This window comes from Rhodobacter capsulatus SB 1003 (assembly GCF_000021865.1).
GTDB lineage: Bacteria > Pseudomonadota > Alphaproteobacteria > Rhodobacterales > Rhodobacteraceae > Rhodobacter > Rhodobacter capsulatus_B.
The window spans coordinates 806,336-822,808 of record NC_014034.1 but is presented as its reverse complement, the minus strand read 5'-3'; the positions used below and the strand labels follow the sequence as shown (position 1 = coordinate 822,808).

19 protein-coding genes are annotated in these 16,473 nt (G+C 65.1%); 4 read left to right on the top strand and 15 right to left on the bottom strand.

The window, feature by feature from the left end; genetic code table 11:
* Window positions 1-4 precede the first annotated feature (4 nt).
* On the bottom strand, window positions 5-1,297 hold the full coding sequence (locus tag RCAP_RS03770; protein ID WP_013066496.1) for an adenylosuccinate synthase: 1,293 nt from the start codon (window positions 1,295-1,297) through the stop codon (window positions 5-7).
* Window positions 1,298-1,472: 175 nt separating this feature from the next.
* Between RCAP_RS03770 and secG the strand changes: the two genes are divergently transcribed.
* Both secG and RCAP_RS03760 read left to right on the top strand, forming a co-directional pair.
* Window positions 1,473-1,916: a preprotein translocase subunit SecG gene (gene secG, locus RCAP_RS03765; protein ID WP_013066495.1), complete on the top strand. Its 444-nt coding sequence runs from the start codon at window positions 1,473-1,475 to the stop codon at window positions 1,914-1,916.
* Between the two features lie 150 nt (window positions 1,917-2,066).
* Window positions 2,067-3,710 carry a CTP synthase gene (locus tag RCAP_RS03760; RefSeq protein WP_013066494.1) on the top strand — a complete coding sequence of 548 codons (1,644 nt, stop codon included), beginning with the start codon at window positions 2,067-2,069 and terminating at the stop codon, window positions 3,708-3,710.
* 349 nt (window positions 3,711-4,059) lie between these two features.
* Here RCAP_RS03760 and RCAP_RS03755 read toward each other — a convergent pair whose 3' ends face one another.
* From RCAP_RS03755 to RCAP_RS03740, 4 genes are all read right to left on the bottom strand, one after another.
* Entirely contained in the window at window positions 4,060-5,007 is a 948-nt protein-coding gene (locus RCAP_RS03755; RefSeq protein WP_023911053.1) for a LysR family transcriptional regulator, read from the bottom strand.
* A 159-nt stretch (window positions 5,008-5,166) separates the two neighbouring features.
* Window positions 5,167-5,709: a polyhydroxyalkanoate synthesis repressor PhaR gene (gene phaR / locus RCAP_RS03750; RefSeq protein ID WP_013066492.1), complete on the bottom strand. Its 543-nt coding sequence runs from the start codon at window positions 5,707-5,709 to the stop codon at window positions 5,167-5,169.
* Between the two features lie 136 nt (window positions 5,710-5,845).
* Window positions 5,846-6,292, bottom strand: coding sequence for a phasin family protein (locus RCAP_RS03745; RefSeq protein ID WP_013066491.1), 447 nt, complete (start codon window positions 6,290-6,292; stop codon window positions 5,846-5,848).
* A 192-nt stretch (window positions 6,293-6,484) separates the two neighbouring features.
* Window positions 6,485-8,278, bottom strand: coding sequence for a class I poly(R)-hydroxyalkanoic acid synthase (locus RCAP_RS03740; RefSeq protein WP_013066490.1), 1,794 nt, complete (start codon window positions 8,276-8,278; stop codon window positions 6,485-6,487).
* A 91-nt stretch (window positions 8,279-8,369) separates the two neighbouring features.
* On the opposite strand from RCAP_RS03740, the gene phaZ reads away from it, so the two are divergent.
* Window positions 8,370-9,638: a polyhydroxyalkanoate depolymerase gene (gene phaZ, locus RCAP_RS03735; protein WP_013066489.1), complete on the top strand. Its 1,269-nt coding sequence runs from the start codon at window positions 8,370-8,372 to the stop codon at window positions 9,636-9,638.
* Between the two features lie 132 nt (window positions 9,639-9,770).
* Here phaZ and RCAP_RS03730 read toward each other — a convergent pair whose 3' ends face one another.
* The 5 genes from RCAP_RS03730 to RCAP_RS03710 all read right to left on the bottom strand — a co-directional run bounded on the left by RCAP_RS03730 (window position 9,771) and on the right by RCAP_RS03710 (window position 12,397).
* The gene (locus tag RCAP_RS03730; protein ID WP_013066488.1) at window positions 9,771-10,328 is read right to left on the bottom strand and encodes a F0F1 ATP synthase subunit B; all 558 of its coding nucleotides are present in this window, start codon (window positions 10,326-10,328) and stop codon (window positions 9,771-9,773) included.
* Between the two features lie 4 nt (window positions 10,329-10,332).
* Window positions 10,333-10,893: a F0F1 ATP synthase subunit B' gene (locus RCAP_RS03725; RefSeq protein ID WP_013066487.1), complete on the bottom strand. Its 561-nt coding sequence runs from the start codon at window positions 10,891-10,893 to the stop codon at window positions 10,333-10,335.
* A gap of 73 nt (window positions 10,894-10,966) precedes the next feature.
* On the bottom strand, window positions 10,967-11,203 hold the full coding sequence (locus RCAP_RS03720) for a F0F1 ATP synthase subunit C (RefSeq protein ID WP_013066486.1): 237 nt from the start codon (window positions 11,201-11,203) through the stop codon (window positions 10,967-10,969).
* A 70-nt stretch (window positions 11,204-11,273) separates the two neighbouring features.
* The gene (locus RCAP_RS03715; protein WP_013066485.1) at window positions 11,274-12,050 is read right to left on the bottom strand and encodes a F0F1 ATP synthase subunit A; all 777 of its coding nucleotides are present in this window, start codon (window positions 12,048-12,050) and stop codon (window positions 11,274-11,276) included.
* Between the two features lie 2 nt (window positions 12,051-12,052).
* Window positions 12,053-12,397 (bottom strand): AtpZ/AtpI family protein, encoded by a 345-nt coding sequence (locus RCAP_RS03710; protein WP_013066484.1) that lies wholly within the window; start codon window positions 12,395-12,397, stop codon window positions 12,053-12,055.
* A 212-nt stretch (window positions 12,398-12,609) separates the two neighbouring features.
* Between RCAP_RS03710 and RCAP_RS03705 the strand changes: the two genes are divergently transcribed.
* Window positions 12,610-12,957: an ArsR/SmtB family transcription factor gene (locus RCAP_RS03705; RefSeq protein ID WP_013066483.1), complete on the top strand. Its 348-nt coding sequence runs from the start codon at window positions 12,610-12,612 to the stop codon at window positions 12,955-12,957.
* A 25-nt stretch (window positions 12,958-12,982) separates the two neighbouring features.
* On the opposite strand, the gene RCAP_RS03700 is transcribed toward RCAP_RS03705, so the two are convergent.
* The 5 genes from RCAP_RS03700 to RCAP_RS03685 all read right to left on the bottom strand — a co-directional run bounded on the left by RCAP_RS03700 (window position 12,983) and on the right by RCAP_RS03685 (window position 16,469).
* Window positions 12,983-13,855 (bottom strand): urea carboxylase-associated family protein, encoded by an 873-nt coding sequence (locus tag RCAP_RS03700; RefSeq protein WP_013066482.1) that lies wholly within the window; start codon window positions 13,853-13,855, stop codon window positions 12,983-12,985.
* 94 nt (window positions 13,856-13,949) lie between these two features.
* A complete protein-coding gene (locus tag RCAP_RS19505; protein ID WP_013066481.1) occupies window positions 13,950-14,114 on the bottom strand; it encodes a hypothetical protein in 165 nt (54 codons plus the stop codon).
* Between the two features lie 155 nt (window positions 14,115-14,269).
* Window positions 14,270-15,049, bottom strand: coding sequence for a succinate dehydrogenase iron-sulfur subunit (locus RCAP_RS03695; protein WP_013066480.1), 780 nt, complete (start codon window positions 15,047-15,049; stop codon window positions 14,270-14,272).
* An 11-nt stretch (window positions 15,050-15,060) separates the two neighbouring features.
* Window positions 15,061-16,233 (bottom strand): glycosyltransferase family 61 protein, encoded by a 1,173-nt coding sequence (locus RCAP_RS03690; RefSeq protein ID WP_013066479.1) that lies wholly within the window; start codon window positions 16,231-16,233, stop codon window positions 15,061-15,063.
* Window positions 16,230-16,469, bottom strand: a complete 240-nt coding sequence (locus RCAP_RS03685; RefSeq protein WP_131618279.1) for a hypothetical protein — start codon at window positions 16,467-16,469, stop codon at window positions 16,230-16,232. The genes RCAP_RS03690 and RCAP_RS03685 overlap by 4 nt, the downstream gene beginning before the upstream one ends.
* Between the last annotated feature and the right edge of the window lie 4 nt (window positions 16,470-16,473).

The following is a 16,473-nucleotide window of genomic DNA, read 5'->3' as shown; positions in this document are numbered from 1 at the left end:
GGGCTCAATCCTCGAAGGGGTCGGTGACCAGGATGGTGTCGTCGCGCTCGGGCGAGGTCGAGAGCATCGCCACCGGGCACTGGATCAGCTCCTCGATGCGGCGGACATATTTCACCGCCGCGCCGGGCAGATCGTTCCAGGACCGCGCGCCCTGCGTGCTTTCCGACCAGCCGTCCATTTCTTCGTAGATCGGCTTCGCCTTTGCCTGCAGCGCAGCCTGCGTCGGCAGATAGTCGTAGCGCACGCCATCGACATCGTAAGCGACGCAGATCTTGAGCTTTTCGAACCCGTCCAGCACGTCAAGCTTGGTCAGCGCGATGCCCTTCATGCCGGAAATCGCGCAGGTCTGGCGCACCAGCACCGCATCGAACCAGCCGCAACGGCGCTTGCGCCCGGTGACGGTGCCGAATTCATGGCCGCGCGTGCCCAGACGCTCGCCGTCGTCGTCTTTCAGCTCGGTCGGGAACGGGCCCTCGCCCACCCGGGTGGTATAGGCCTTGACGATGCCAAGCGAATAATCGACCGCATTCGGCCCGAGGCCGACGCCCGTCGCCGCCTGCCCCGCGATCACGTTCGAGGAGGTGACAAAGGGATAGGTGCCGAAGTCGATGTCGAGCAGAGAGCCCTGCGCGCCTTCGAACAGGATCCGCTTGCCCGCCTTGCGCAGCTCGGTCAGGACCTTCCAGACCGGTTTCGCATATTGCAGGATCTCGGGGGCGATGGCGCGCAGATCGGCCAGCACGGCGTCACGATCGATCGGGCCAAGGCCCAGCCCGGCGCGCAGCGCGTTGTGATGGACAAGCGCGCGATCGACGCGCAGCTGCAGCGTCTCGTCATCGGCCAGATCGGCGACACGGATGACCCGACGGCCGACCTTGTCTTCGTAGCAGGGGCCGATGCCGCGGCCGGTGGTGCCGATCTTCGCCACCGCGGCATGGGCTTCGCGCGCACGGTCCAGCTCGCCGTGGAACGGCATGATCAGGGGGGTGTTTTCCGCGATCATCAGATTGTCGGGATTGATCTCGACGCCCTGTTCGCGGATCGCCGCCACTTCCTTGACCAGATGCCAGGGGTCCAGCACGACGCCGTTGCCGATCACCGAAAGCTTGCCGCCGCGCACGACGCCCGAGGGCAGCGCGTTCAGCTTGTAGACCTTGCCGCCGATGACGAGCGTGTGGCCCGCATTGTGGCCGCCCTGAAAGCGGGCGATGACGTCGGCCCGTTCACTGAGCCAGTCGACGATCTTGCCCTTGCCTTCGTCGCCCCATTGGGCGCCGACAACCACCACGTTGGCCATTCGCATTCTCCGCAGGTCTGAAACCGCGCGACATATAGCGGGGTGAACGCCCGGGGGAAACCGATTTTTCGCCGCAAGGACGCCGCCCGGCCCGGCAGCGGCAGAAAACCGGGTTGCGCGCCGTGGCCCAAGCGCCTAGATAGGCGCGTCGATTGAACAAAGGCGCGCCTCCCTCATGGAAAACGTCCAAAACGTCATCCTCGTCGTCCACCTCGTGCTGGCGCTCCTCCTGATCGGGGTGGTGCTGCTGCAGCGCTCGGAAGGTGGCGGCCTTGGCATGGGCGGGGGTGGCGGTGGCGGCGTGATGACCGGGCGGCAGGCGGCGAATGCGCTGACCAAGCTGACCTGGATCTTTGCCATCGGCTTTCTGGCGACCTCGATCACGCTGACGGTTTTCTCGGCCCGCGCGGGCAAGGAGGCCTCGGTCGTCGACACCACCCCGGCCGAGGCGCCCGCCGCGCCCGGCAGCACCGGGACCTCGCCGCTGATCTCGGCGCCGCCGCCCTCGACCGACGAGCCGGTCGTGCCGCCGGTCACGCCGCCCGCGGCCACCGAGGCCCCGGCCGAAGCGCCCGCGGCGACCGAAACGCCGGCGCCGGAGGCGCCCGCCTCGAACTGAGCCCACTATAACTGGGACTTCGGCTCTTAGTTTACTCCAAGTCTTGCGGTCTGGTTGCGGGCAGGCTGCGAATCGTGTATCAGTCAAATCCCGTGGTTCCGGTCGATCCCGACCGGAACAAGCCTTTCTTTTGCTTGTCACGGGGGTCTCATGGCGCGTTATGTCTTCATCACCGGGGGCGTGGTTTCCTCGCTGGGCAAGGGCTTGGCTTCGGCCGCCCTCGGCGCCCTTCTGCAGGCCCGCGGCTTTTCGGTGCGGCTGCGCAAGCTCGACCCTTACCTGAACGTCGATCCGGGCACGATGAGCCCCTTCGAACACGGCGAGGTTTTCGTCACCGATGACGGCGCCGAGACCGACCTTGATCTGGGCCATTACGAACGCTTCACCGGCGTCAGCGCCCGCAAGACGGATTCGGTGTCGTCCGGGCGGATCTATTCGAACGTGCTGGAGAAAGAGCGCCGCGGCGCCTACCTGGGCAAGACGATCCAGGTGATCCCGCACGTCACAAATGAAATCAAGGACTTCATTGCCGTGGGCGATGACGAGGTCGATTTCATGCTGTGCGAGATCGGCGGCACGGTGGGTGACATCGAGGGCCTGCCCTTCTTCGAAGCGATCCGGCAATTCGCCCAGGAACGCCCGCGCGGGCAGTGCATCTTCATGCACCTGACGCTGCTGCCCTATCTGGCGGCCTCGGGCGAATTGAAGACGAAGCCGACGCAGCATTCGGTCAAGGAGCTGCGCTCGATCGGGTTGCAGCCCGACGTGCTGGTGTGCCGCTCGGAACATCCGATCCCGGACAAGGAACGCGCGAAGATCGCGCTTTTCTGCAACGTGCGGCCCGACAGCGTGATCCCGGCCTATGACCTGCGCTCGATCTACGAGGCGCCCTTGGCCTATCACCGCGCCGGGCTGGATCAGGCGGTCTTGAACGCCTTTGGCATCTCGCCCGCGCCGCGGCCCGACATGAGCCGCTGGGAAGATGTGATGGACCGGCTGACCCATGCCGAGGGCGAGGTCCGCGTTGCCATCGTCGGCAAATATGTGCAGCTCGAGGACGCCTACAAGTCGATCGCCGAGGCGTTGACCCATGGCGGCATGGCGAACCGGGTGCGGGTGAAGGCGGAATGGATCGACGCCGAGATCTTCGAACGCGAAGACCCGGCGCCGCATCTGGAGCCTTTCCACGCCATTCTGGTGCCCGGCGGCTTTGGCGAACGCGGCACCGAGGGCAAGATCCGCGCCGCGCAATTCGCCCGCGAAAAGGGCGTGCCCTATCTCGGCATCTGTCTGGGCATGCAGATGGCGGTCATTGAGGCCGCGCGGAACATGGCGGGGCTGGCCAATGCGGGCTCCGAGGAATTCGACCATGAGGCAGGCGAAAAGCGTTTCACGCCCGTGGTTTACCACCTCAAGGAATGGGTGCAGGGCAACCACCGGGTGGAGCGGAAGCTGACCGACGACAAGGGCGGCACGATGCGTCTGGGCGCCTATTCGGCGCAGCTGACGGCGGGCTCGAAAGTGGCCGAGGTTTACGGCAAGACCGAAATCGAGGAACGCCACCGCCACCGCTACGAGGTCGACATCACTTATCGCGAAGCGCTGGAAAACTGCGGTCTGGTGTTCTCGGGGATGAGCCCGGACGGCCGTCTGCCCGAGATCGTCGAGCACAAGGACCATCCCTGGTTCATCGGCGTGCAGTTCCACCCGGAGCTGAAGTCGAAACCCTTCGCGCCGCATCCGCTGTTTGCCGGTTTCGTGAAAGCGGCGCTGGCGCAAAGCCGTCTGGTCTGAAACGGTTGCGCCCGCTGTCGCGGGCGCCCCAACAGGGGGGCGCTGCCCCCCTCGCGGGTGCGCCGCTCACCCCCCGGGATATTTGCCGCAAGGTAAAAGGCAAAGGCCAGTCTCGACCGGCTTGGCGACGGGTTCGGGCACAGTCCAGGCGGGAACGCGATGAGGCTCCAGGGTGAAACACTGGGTTCCCCCTCCTGCCCCGGGCCCGAGCCGGGCTTTCCCCGTGGCACAGCGCGCCGCAGCCCTCCCCTTTCACCTTGCGGCAAATATCCTCGGGGGGTGAATGCTCCGCAGGAGCAGAGGGGGGCGGAAAGCCCCCCTTTCGGGGCGACCGCGCAGGCGGGCGCACTCATTCGACGCGCAGCGATGCCGCGAGCCAGGGCGCCTCGGCCAGAGCCGGCGCCACGATCCGCTCGGCAAGAAGGCCGCGCAGCCGCTGCGCCACCGCGCCGGGCAGATCCCCCATCGTGCTCGCCCGCGCGCTCAGCACGATGCGGCGGCTCATCCCCGGCCCCCGCAGCGGCGCCAGCGCCACCCCCGCCCGCTTGCCATGCAAAACCCCGGACGGCGTCAGGATCGACCAGCCCTGCCCCGCCGCCACCATCGCCAGGATCGCCGGGGTGCTGTCGATCTCGAAGCGATGCCCGGGGCTCTCGCCGATCCGGCCCAGATAGGCGGCGATCTGCTGCCCCATCAGCGTGCGGCGCGAATAATGCAAAAGCGGCAGATCGGCCCCCACCAGACCCTCCGGCCAGACCGCGATCAGCGGTTCCGAGAGCAGCGGATGCCGCTCCACCCCCTCCTGCGCCGCCTCGATCTCGGCCGCCACCACCATGTCCAGTGCCCGCGCCTCCAGCTGCGCCGCCAGACGATGGCTCGGCCCGGTCTCGAGCAGGAACCGGCAGGCGGTCAGTTCCGCCCCCATCCCCGCCAGCAAAAGCGGCGTCACCTCGGCCTCGAAATCCTCGATCATGCCCAGCCGGAAACTGCGCAAGCCCGCAGGATCGGCCAGGCCCACCCCGGCCCGGCCCCGCGCCAGCTCGTCCAGCATCGCCTCGGCATGGGGCAGAAAGGCCCGCCCCGCCGCCGTCAGCCCGAAGGGCCGCGCCGTGCGGTCGACCAGCTCCGCCCCCAGCGCGGCTTCCAGCGCCACGATCTGCTGACTGACCGCCGAGGCCGAGACCCCCAGCCGCCGCGCCGCCGCGGTGATCGCCCCCTCTTCGGCCGTCGCCACCAGCATCTCGACCGCCCAGAGGCTGACCTTCTCGCCCCGCCCTTTTGCCTTGCCCGTCATCATCGCTCCCTGTCGGGGCCGGACTGCCGCTCCGAAGCCTGCCTTGGCACGCCCGGGCCAAGGCCCCCTCGGTTTCAGGAAATACGGCCAGAGCTTCGGGCCGGGGGTCTCGGGGGCATGCCCCCGAGCGGGGGGTCCGGGGGGCAGCGCCCCCCGGCCTGCTTACAGTTTCGACAGTTTCGACTGCAATTCGGCAAGCTGCTTCTTGATCGCGTCAAGCTCCTCGCGCCCGCCCGCGCCCTCGCCGCCCGCCTCGGGCGCGGTGCCGACCGCCGCGCCCCAGCCCGACATCAACGTCTTCAGGAAGGCCTCCTGCTGGCGCTGCAGCGCCTCGAAGCCGGGCACCGGCGGGAAGGTGGCGAAATTCTCCATCATCTTCGACTGGCCCTCGCGCAGCATCTCGAAGCTCGCGGCCAGGAATTGCGGCACCACCGATTGCGCCTGCGTCGTGTAGCTGCGCACCAGATCGGTCAGCACATCCACCGGCAGCACGTTTTCGCCCCGGCTTTCATGTTCGGCGATGATCTGCAGCAGATATTGCCGCGTCAGGTCGTCGCCCGATTTCAGGTCGACGATCTGCACCTCGCGCCCCTGCCGGATGAAGGAGGCGATATCCTCGAGCGTGACATAATCGCTCGTCTCGGTGTTATAAAGCCGCCGGCTCGCATAGCGCTTGATCAGCAAGGGCTTCGCCTCTTCGGCCATGGTCTCTCCTCCCGTGGTTTTTTGGCGCTGCAGCAATGTTTAGGCTGCGCCGCGGCAAAAGCAACAAAAGAAAAGGGCGCACCGAAGTGCGCCCATGGTCAACCCGGCAGGGAGGAGGAAACCGGGCCGATCCGGTTCACTTCGCGGCGACGGTCTTTTTCGCCGCGGCGGTGACTTCCTCGGTCGCCTTCTTGACGGCGGCGGTGGTTTCCTCGGTCATTTCCTTGCCCGCGGCCAGCATCAGCTCGACCGTGTCCATCTGCACCTTCTTCGCCACTTCGGCAAAGGCGGCGAGGTTTTCGGTCGCCATCTCGACCGAGGCCGAGGCGAAGTCGCTCATGACCTTGGCGTAATCGGCCGGTTCGGCTTTCGACGCGGTCAGCGCGCCGACTTTCGCCAGCGAGTCCTTGGCCCATTTCGCCGAGATGTCGGTCGATTTTTCCGCCGCGTCGATGGCGACCTTGGCCATCTTTTCGGTCAGCACGGTCTGCGCCTTGAACGCATCCTGCATCTTCGACATGTCCATCGGCACCGAGGCCATCATGTCCTGCATCATCTTGGTGAAATCCTGGGTCTTGGCCATTTCAGTCGCTCCGGTCAGAGGGCCCATCGAGGCGGCGGGGCCCGTTCGCTTGACTCAGATATAAATGCTGCAGTGCAGCATTGCAAGGGAAATTTTCTGCGTCGCAGCGCATAATTCGCGTTCAGGTTGATCTGCGTCATGGAGAATCGGCTTGAAAAAGGGGGCCGAAGCCCCCTCTCCGCCGCGCCGGAGCTAAAGCACCACAACCTCCGAGACATAGGTGCCGGGGGCCGGGGCCAGCGGCGGATGCGTCGCGTCGCCCGGGGCCCGCGCGGGGATCTTCTTGCCCGAATGCCCGGCCAGCCATTCCCCCCAGCGCGGCCACCAGCTGCCCTTCGTGTAGGTGGCCTGCGCCTTCCAGACCTGATGATCGGCAATCGGCGCCGCAGAGGTGTAATGGCCGTATTTGTCCTTGCTCGGCGGGTTCACGATCCCGGCGATATGGCCCGATTCCGTCAGGATGAAGGTCTTGTCGGTCGATCCCATCTGCGCCACGCCGTTGAAGCTGACGATCCAGGGCGCGATATGGTCGGTCTCGCAGGCGATGGCGCAGAGCGGCACCTTGACCCCCGAGACATGCAGCCGCTCGCCCATCAGCTCGAAGCCCTCGGTGGTGAAGGCATCGGCCTGACAGAGCCCGCGCAGATATTCCATCGCCATCTTGCCCGGCAGGTTGGTGCTGTCGCCGTTCCAGTAAAGCAAGTCGAAGGCGGGCGGCGATTCGCCCATCATGTAGCTGCGGATCGCGGGCTGATAGATCAGGTCATTCGCCCGCAGATAGGAAAAGGTCCGCGTCATGTAATAGCTCGACAGAACGCCATCCAGCCGCACCTGCCGCTCGATCCCGTCGACGAAATCATCCTGCAGGAAGGGGGTGAATTCGCCCTGATCGGAAAAGTCGGTCAGCGTGGTGAAAAAGGTCGCCGATTTGATCGACTTGTCCTTGCGCTTTTCCAAGAGCGACAGGACCAGGCTCAGCGTCGTGCCCGCGATGCAATAGCCGACCGCATTCACCTGTTTCTCGCCGGTGATCGCCTTCACCTCCTCGATCGCGGCCAGATAGCCGTCGCGGACGTAATCCTCCATCCCCACATCGGCATAGGACCGGTCCGGGTTCTTCCAGCTGACGACGAACAGCGTGAAGCCCTGATCGACGATCCAGCGGATCAGGCTGTTTTGCGGTTTCAGATCCAGGATGTAGAACTTGTTGATCCAGGGCGGAAAGATGATCAGCGGGGTCTTGTGCACCTCGGGGGTGGTGGGCTCGTACTGGATGATCTCCATCAGCCGGTTGCGCCAGACCACCTGGCCTTTCGCCGTGCCGATGTTGTGCCCGACGCTGAAGGCGTTCTTGTCCGAAAGCGTGATCACCAGATCGCCGCGGTTCGCCTCGATGTCGCGCACGAGGTTTTCCAGCCCCCGCACCAGGCTTTCGCCCTCGGTCGCCACCGCCTTTTCCAGCGCATCCGGGTTCGTCGCCAGAAAATTCGTCGGCGCCATCATGTCGATGATCTGCTTGGAAAACATCTCCAGCCGGCGGCGATCGACCGGGTCCAGCCCCTCGATCTTCGACAGCGCTTCCTCGATCGAGCTCGAGGCGATCAGATATTGCTGCTTGATGAAGTTGAAATAGGGATGGCTGTCCCACAGCGGGTTGGAAAAGCGGCGGTCCTTCGGCCCCGGATCGGCGGGCGGCTTGAAGGTGCCCTGAGCAAAGGCATGGGTGGCGTCGATGTAATGCGTCATCGCCTGCGCCCAATAGCTGACCTGCGCCTCGAAGATCTTCGCCGGATTCGCCGTCATCTCGCGCAAAAGCGCGCTCGAAGAGGCGACGTAAAGATCCAGCCCCGGCCCCTCCAGCGCAGGATTGGGCGCGCGCTTTTGCGCAAAGGCTTCAACCATGCGTTGTGTAAGTGTCTCAATCCGCGCCAGATTGTCCCGCATTTGCTGCGATGCAGCAGATTCGACCTTTTCAGGCGTTGTCATAACGAAATTTCCTCCCTATCCTTTATCCTGAAACATAACGTCCGCTTGCACGGGAACAAGCGACGATTGTGCGGTTTCTTGGGGAGTGCCGATGAAGGGCATGATGAGCTACGACCTGATGGAAACCATCAGGAACACCAATGAATGGATGGGCGCCTCGGCCCGTGCCATGGCCTCCTATCCGGTCTGGGGGCTGACGCCCCATCCGATGTTCAAGCTGATGTCGGCCTGGGGCCGGGTGACCGAACGCAGCTTCGCGCGCATGGTGATCAAGCCCGACTGGGGCATCCGCTCGATCCCCGCCGCCGATGGCAAGGACCACCTGATCGAGATCGAGACGCTGATCGACAAGCCCTTCGGCGCGCTCATCCACTTCAAGGTTCAGGGCCGGGCGCCGATGCCGCGACGCATCCTTCTGGTTGCGCCGATGTCGGGCCATTACGCGACGCTTCTGCGCTCCACCGTCGCCAGTCTTCTGCCCGATGCCGATGTTTACGTGACGGATTGGCACAATGCGCGGGACATTCCGGTCAGCGCGGGCAAGTTCGACATCGAGGATTACACGCTTTACCTCGTCGAATTCATGCGCCTGCTTGGCCCCGACATCAACGTGATCGCGGTCTGTCAGCCCGCGCCGCTGACGCTGGCCGCCACCGCCTATCTGGCCGAGGAAGAACCCGAGGCGCAGCCGCGCACGCTGACGCTGATCGGCGGGCCGATCGACCCCGATGCCGCCGCGACCGAGGTGACCGATTTCGGCCGCCGCGTCACCATGGGGCAGCTCGAACACATGGTGATCCAGCGCGTCGGCTTCAAATACAAGGGCGCCGGGCGGCTGGTCTATCCGGGGCTGATGCAGCTGGCCTCGTTCATCTCGATGAACATGGACAAGCACACCAAGGCCTTTTCCGACAAGATCCTGATGGAATCGAAGGGCGAAGGCTCGGAACACGACCATCACAACATCTTCTACGATGAATATCTGGCGGTGATGGACATGACCGCGGAATTCTATCTGTCCACGGTGGAACGGATCTTCAAGGGGCTGGAAATCGCGCAGAACCGCTTCGAGGTCGAGGGCAAGCGCGTCGACATCGGCAAGATCACCCGCGTCGCGGTGAAGACGGTCGAGGGCGCGAATGACGACATTTCCGCCCCCGGACAATGCGTGGCGGCGCTGCGGCTGTGCACCGGCCTGCCCGAGGACAAGAAGGCGCAGCATCTGGAGCCGGGCGCGGGCCATTACGGCATCTTCGCGGGCTCGTCCTGGCGCAACAACATCCGGCCGCTGGTGCTGAATTTCATCGACGCCAATGCGGGAACGCCGAAAGCGACCGTGACCGCGATCCGCGCGGTCTGAGCAATCTGCCCCGTTCAATGCGAAACGCGCGCCTTCGGGCGCGCGTTTTCTTTTGCCCTGCCCCGTTGCAACACGGCCAAAAGCAAAAACCCGGCCGCAAGGCCGGGTTTTCGATCTGGTCTGGAACGCGGCTCAGTTCAGCCGGGTTTCCACTTCCGTGATGGCCGCGTCGATCATGCCCGACTTGTCGGAGGCCGACATCTGGTTCGCCAGAACCTCGGCCGCGGCGGCAACCGCCACCTGCACGGCCCGATCCTTGACGTCCTTCAGCGCAGCGGCTTCCGCCGAGGCGATCCGGTCTTCGGCGCCCTTCAGGCGGCGCGCGATGGCCTCCTTCAGGTCGGCCTTGGCCTGCTCGGCCGCCAGTTGCGCATCGCGCTTGGCCGCGGCGACGATCTCGTCGGCCTGACCCTGCACTTCGCGCGCCTTGCGCTCGTAGCTCGCCAGGATCTTCTGCGCTTCGTCGCGCAGCGCCTTGGCCTCGTCCAGATCCGCCTTGATGCCCTCGGCACGCTTGTCGAGCATGCCCAGCAACATCGAGGGAACCTTGAACTTGATCAGCACGCCGACAAAGATCAGGAACGCGACGAGGATCACGAAATGCGCGTTGCGCAGCGAGACGAACGGGCCTTCGGATGCGAAAGCCGGGTTCGCCGCCAGAGCAACAAGCAGGAACGTCAGTTTCTTCATCGCCTTACCCCTTCACCCGCTGCCCCACGGCCGCGTTCAGCGCGCCCATGTCGGCCTTGCCGCCCAGCGCCGTGACGATGGCCGTGGCCGTGTCGGTGGCGACGATCTGCACCGCCTCCAGCGCCCCGGCGCGGATCTCGGCGATCTTCACCTCGGATTGCGCGACGCGGGCCGCGATATCCGCATCGGCTTTCGCCGTGGCGGCATCGAGGTCCTTTTGAATCACCGCACGGGTCTCGGCGATGATCTTTTGCGCCTGCGCGCGGGCATCGGCCAGCGCCTTGGCATAGGCCGCTTCCGCGTCCTTGGCCTTCAGCTTGTACTGTTCCGCCGCCGCAAGATCGCCCGAGATGGTCCCGGCACGATCGGCCAGAATCGCCGCGATGCGCGGAATGGCGATGTTCTTGAGCAGCCAGTAGATGGCGCCCAGAGCCAACAGCAGCCAGAAGATCTGGTTCGGGAAGGTCGAGAAGTCGAGCTGCGGCATCCCGCCCTTTTCCGCAGCCTCGGCAGCGTGTCCGGCGACAGCAGCAGCGGCCTCGACCGCGTTTGTTTCGTTTGCCATGTCGTCCCCCTGGACCCTTCAGTTACCGGGTGGGTGCGAACACCCACCCGACCGCAAGGTTGCTCAGCAGGGATCAGACGGCGAACATCAGCAGAAGCGCGACGAGGAACGAGAAGATCCCCAGCGCTTCGGCGAACGCGATACCGATGAACATGGTGGCGGTTTGCGAAGCGGCCGCCGAGGGGTTGCGCAGCGCGCCCGAGATGAAGTTGCCGACGACGTGGCCCACACCGACGGCGGCGCCGCCCATGCCGGTGCACGCAAGACCAGCACCGATGTAGGCACCCATTTGAACGATATCGCCTTCCATGATGGACACTCCTTGAGGTTGGAATTGGCTGAATTGAGGTTGTGACGGGGACCTGTCTGCGGTCCGGGCCTCAGTGGCCCGGATGCAGCGCGTCTTTCAGATAGACGCAGGTCAGGATGGTGAAGACATAGGCCTGCACGAAGGCCACGAGGATTTCGAGCGCATACATCGCGACGATCGCCAGCACCGAGAGCGGGGTCACGATCACGCCGACGAAGGAGAACAGGATCAGCGGCGCGAAGGCGGCAAAGACTTCCATCACCGCGTGGCCGGCCATCATGTTGCCCGCAAGCCGGATGGAGTGGCTCACCGGACGCACGAAGTAGGAGATCACCTCGATCACGGCCAGGATCGGGCGCAGCGGCAGCGGCGCGGCCGAGACCCAGAACAGGTTCAGGAAGTGGCTGCCGTGCTTCATGAAGCCCAGCGCGGTGACGCCGATGAACACGCCCATCGCCATCACGCCGGTCACCGCGATATGCGAGGTGGGGGTGAAGGCCATCGGGATCAGGCCAAGGAAGTTCGAGAACAGGATGAACAGGAACAGCGTGAAGATATAGGGGAAGTAGACCAGCCCGTCCTTGCCCGCGACATCCTCGACCATCTTGTGGATGAAGCCGTAGGTCAGCTCGGCGAGCGACTGGATGCGGCCCGGCACGATGGCGCGGCGCAAGGTGCCCACGACCATCAGCAGCGCGATCATCAGAACGCCGATCGCCATCCACAGGGTCGAGTTCGTCGGCACGAAGAACTCGAACCAACGGATCGCCTCGCCGTCGAACATCGAGTGAATCTTGAACGGTTCCATCGGGTGGAACACAAGGCCGGTGCCAGCTTCTTCTGCCACGACTATTTCCCCTCTTTGCCAGCTGCGGCCGCAGCTGCCTGTGCCTTTGTCAAGTCCGCGGCCGAGCGAAGCATCACCTTCACCCCCGCCGCGAGACCGAGGAAGACGAAGATCAGCATCAGGAAGGGCTGCGTGCCAAAGACGGCATCCAGCCCGTATCCGATGCCGAAGCCGATCCCCAGCCCCGAAACCAGTTCGATGACCATCCGCCAGGCCATGTCGGCCATGCGCAGATCGCCATCCGCTGCGCGTTTGGGCGCCTCCTCGGTCTTCTTCAGTTGCGAAAGCCGTTTCTCAAGCGCCGCCAGACGCTCGGGATCAGGTTCTCCGCCAACTTCCTCCGACATGGATGCTCCCCGCAGGTTGAGGCCGTGTGTAACGACGCAAGCCCGATGAGTCAACGCCGTTGACAGAGTCTTTCCGAACGCGCAAGTCCTTGTTTTCATTTTCGTTTGCGCAATCAGCCGCGGGTCGGGCGGGGGGTTTTCGCATGCGCCGGGCCAAAGTCATATTCAACCGATCGGTTGACGTTTTGCCGCAGGATGCGCAAAGGTGGCGCATGGACCTTTCCGCCGCCGCCCGCCTTGATGCCGTCTTTGCCGCGCTCGCCGACCCGACGCGGCGGGCGATCCTGACCATGCTGCTGGAAGACGACATGGCGGTGACCGATGTCGCCGCGCCGTTTCAGATGTCGCTTGCCGCGATTTCGAAACATCTGACGATCCTCGCCGAAGCCGGGCTGATCAGCCAGGAAAAGCGCGGCCGGGTGAAATGGTGCAAGCTCGAGCCCGCGGCGATGGAAGGCGCGATCGTCTGGATCCAGAGCTTCGGCGCCTTCGAGCCGCTGGATCTGGATGCGTTCGAGCGCTTTCTGGAAACCGAGCTGCAGGGGCCGCAAGCGGAGTAAGGGGGGCAGCGCCCCCCTGCCCGGCTCAGTCCAGATCGCAGCCGTGGGTCCGGTCATAGCCGTTTTGCGCGGGCGAGACCCAGCCCTCGGGCCGGTCCTGCGGCCGATAGATCTCGATCTTGAGCGGGTAACAGGCCGCCGCATCCGAGGAATGTTCCGAGGAACAATCGCCGCCCGGGCAGGCCGAGAGCGCGCCGCCCAGATCGATCTCGGCGAAGAATTCCAGATAATCGCCCGGCCGCACCGGCGACGCCTTCATGAAATACTGGCCGGTGTCGCGGGTGAAGCCGGTGCACATGAAGACATTCAGCACGTCATGGACATGGAATTCGCAGGCATGTTTCATCAGCCCGGTTTCCTCGGCCAGCGCGCGGGTCAGGTTCGAATGGCAGCAATGGTGGTAAGTCTCGCCGCCCGAGAGCAGGTGATGCGTATAGGGATCGCAGCGGGTGCCGATCACGTCATGCACCGAGCCGCCATGTTCGTCGATGCCATACCAGTCCAGCGTGTCCTCGGTGATCGTCGCCATCGGCCGCAAGTACGGGATCGAGGACCAGAGCTGATCGCCGGTCGACAGATGCGTGCCATGCAGCGCGCGGGTCTTGCCGGAATAGAAGCGCTCGTTCAGATCCTTTAGCGACCAGAGGTTGAGGTCACCGACCTGCGGACCGTCGATCGAGACGATGCGGAAGAAGCAGCCCGCGGGCACTTCAAAGAATTTCGCCTCGCGCGCCGGGACGATCACCTCGTCGATCTTCGTCCAGCCCGCGCGGGCGGCGCGCAGCGCGGCCAGATCGGGGCGTGGCAGGGTCTCGACCGGGTAGCAGATCACCGGCTTGATCGCGCGGCGGGCGGCGGCATCGGCGGGCGGGGCATGGTCGGGATGGGTCGGTTTCACGGGGCGCGGTCTCCTTTGCGCCAGTCTCGCCCGGCTTTGGCGCAAAAGAAAAGCCCCCGCCGACGGGCAGGGGCGCTTTCGCGACAAATCGGGCTCAGGCCGCGTAATATTCGAACATCTGGTCGAGTTCGGTTTCCTCGATCAAATCCGCCTTGCCGCGGGCGGGCGTGTAATAGGCGTAAGCCTCGGCCAGAATCCTCAGCGCTTCGGCGGCTTTTTCCTGCTCGGATTTCTTCCGGAAGGTGACGATTTTCGACATGGCTTGCTCCTGTGGGTGCGTGGTCTCCCCTGCGACAAACTATCCCATGCCCGCCGCGGCCGACAGCGAAAATGCTGCAACTGCGATATGCAATTTCCGCAACGCAGCAAAAAGGCCCCGGCAGTGCCGGGGCCTAGTGTCGAAGCAAAGCCGGATCAGACGTGCCGGCTGACCATCAGCCGCTTGATCTCGGCGATCGCCTTGGCCGGGTTCAGCCCCTTGGGGCAGGTCTTGGCGCAGTTCATGATCGTGTGGCAGCGATAAAGCTTGAACGGGTCTTCCAGCGCATCCAGACGCTCGGCCGTGGCCTCATCCCGGCTGTCGATGATCCAGCGATAGGCATGCAGCAGCGCCGCCGGGCCAAGGTAGCGGTCCGAGTTCCACCAGTAGCTCGGACACGAGGTCGAGCACGACGCGCACATCACGCATTCATAAAGACCGTCCAGCTTCTTGCGATCCTCGATCGACTGCAGCCATTCTTTTTCCGGCTTGTTCGTCGTCGTCTGCAGGAAGGGCATGATCGAGGCATGCTGCGCGTAAAAGAGCGTCAGGTCCGGCACCAGATCCTTGACCACCGGCATATGCGGCAGCGGATAGATGCGCACGTCGCCCTTGATCTCGTCGAGGCCATAGATGCAGGCCAGCGTGTTGATGCCGTCGATGTTCATCGCACAAGACCCACAGATCCCCTCGCGGCAGGAGCGGCGGAAGGTCAGCGTCGGGTCGATCTCGTTCTTGATCTTCAGAAGCGCGTCCAGAACCATCGGCCCGCAGCGGTCCATGTCGAGGAAATAGGTGTCCACCCGCGGGTTTTCGCCGGTGTCCGGGTCCCAGCGGTAGATCTTGAACTTGCGCGTGTTCTTGGCACCCTCGGGCCGCGGCCAGGTCTTGCCGACGCGGATCTTGGAGTTTTTCGGAAGCGTGAACTGAACCATTGGGCGTCCTTTCAGTGCGAAGCGGACCGGGCCGGGGGCGGCTCGGCCAAGTCGAGAAGCTCATCGGGGGTGGAAATCTGCTCGATGAGGCGGATGAGATTGGGCAGCGCCTGGGTGACCGGGGCGGCCTGGGCCAAAAGCCAGCGCAGGGCATCGTCCAGCACGGCCGCGCGCCAGGCGTCGTGGTTCCAGTGCCGGGCGAGCGGCACGCCCAGATCGGCGAAGGCGGCGAAAAGCGCGGGCAGATCGTAGAAGGTCGCGTAAAGATGGCGCAATTCGCGCGGGGTCGTGTGTTCGGGGCCGCGGAACCGGCCCGAGACGGTCAGATGCGCCGCGACGACATCATGGCTGCGCAGGCTGCGGCAGCGCGGCGTCAGCACCGCCGTCCAGGCATCCGGCCCGGTGCGACGGCGCAGGACGTGGATGTCCTGATCGAGACGGCCCAGCAGCTGGCGGCCATGCAGCGCCGAGCCCTCGGCAAAGACCAGCGCCTCGGCCCGGGCATAGACCTGCATCTGCGCCCGGATCGGCAGGGTTCCGGGGTCGATCACCGTCACGCCCAGCTGCGCCAGCAGCCCGGCCAGATAGGACTCGCCCAGATGGCCGCCGCGGCCCGTGGTCACCAGCCCGGCACGGCTGACATAGATCAGCGGCAGGCGCGGCCGCGACCCGAGCCCGTGGCGGGCGGGCAGCGCGTCGAGCAGGTCAAGATAGGCCGGATCGGGGGCGGTGCCGCCCAGCATCTCGCCCTGGGCGCAGACGCGCAATTCCGGCGCAAGGCTGGGTTCGGTGACGAAACGGGCGCGGCGCGCGGGCATCGTCAGCCAGTCGAACACCTGATGCACCCAGGGCGCCAGCGCCTCGGGCGGGGTGCCGGTGGGCAGGGTGAACAGCACCACATCCGTGTCGCGCTGGCTGACCGCAGGCAGAAGCCGGGTGATGTGTTCGGCCACCAGATGGCCGAATTCATGGCTGAGATAGCCGCCCCAAAGCGCCGGGCGGCGGAACTGCCGCACCGGCTTGCGCAGGGGCGGCGCGCTGTCGGCGGGACGGCCGGAATAGCAGAACCGGGCCGCGGTCTGACGCTCGAACTCGGGCCAGACCGGACCGCCCAGCGGCACATGTTCGCGCATGCGGGTGACCGGCATCACGGGGACATCGCGAAAGCACAGAAGCTCCATCATCCCCTCCCCCGCGGCACGGTGTAATAGGGGCGGCTGGGCCCCTGCCCCGCGCGGGCGCGGACGCAGCGGTCATAGGCCGCGCCGGGATCGCCGCCGCCGCTGCCCATTGTGAAGGTCAGCTTCACGCCGCTTTCGAAATCGCCGCCCGAGGTGACCCCCATCCGGCCTTCGCCGGAGAGGGGCGCTTTCGGGGCGACGCTTTCGGCGCAAAGCCTCTCGGCTTCGGGCAGGGCCATGGGG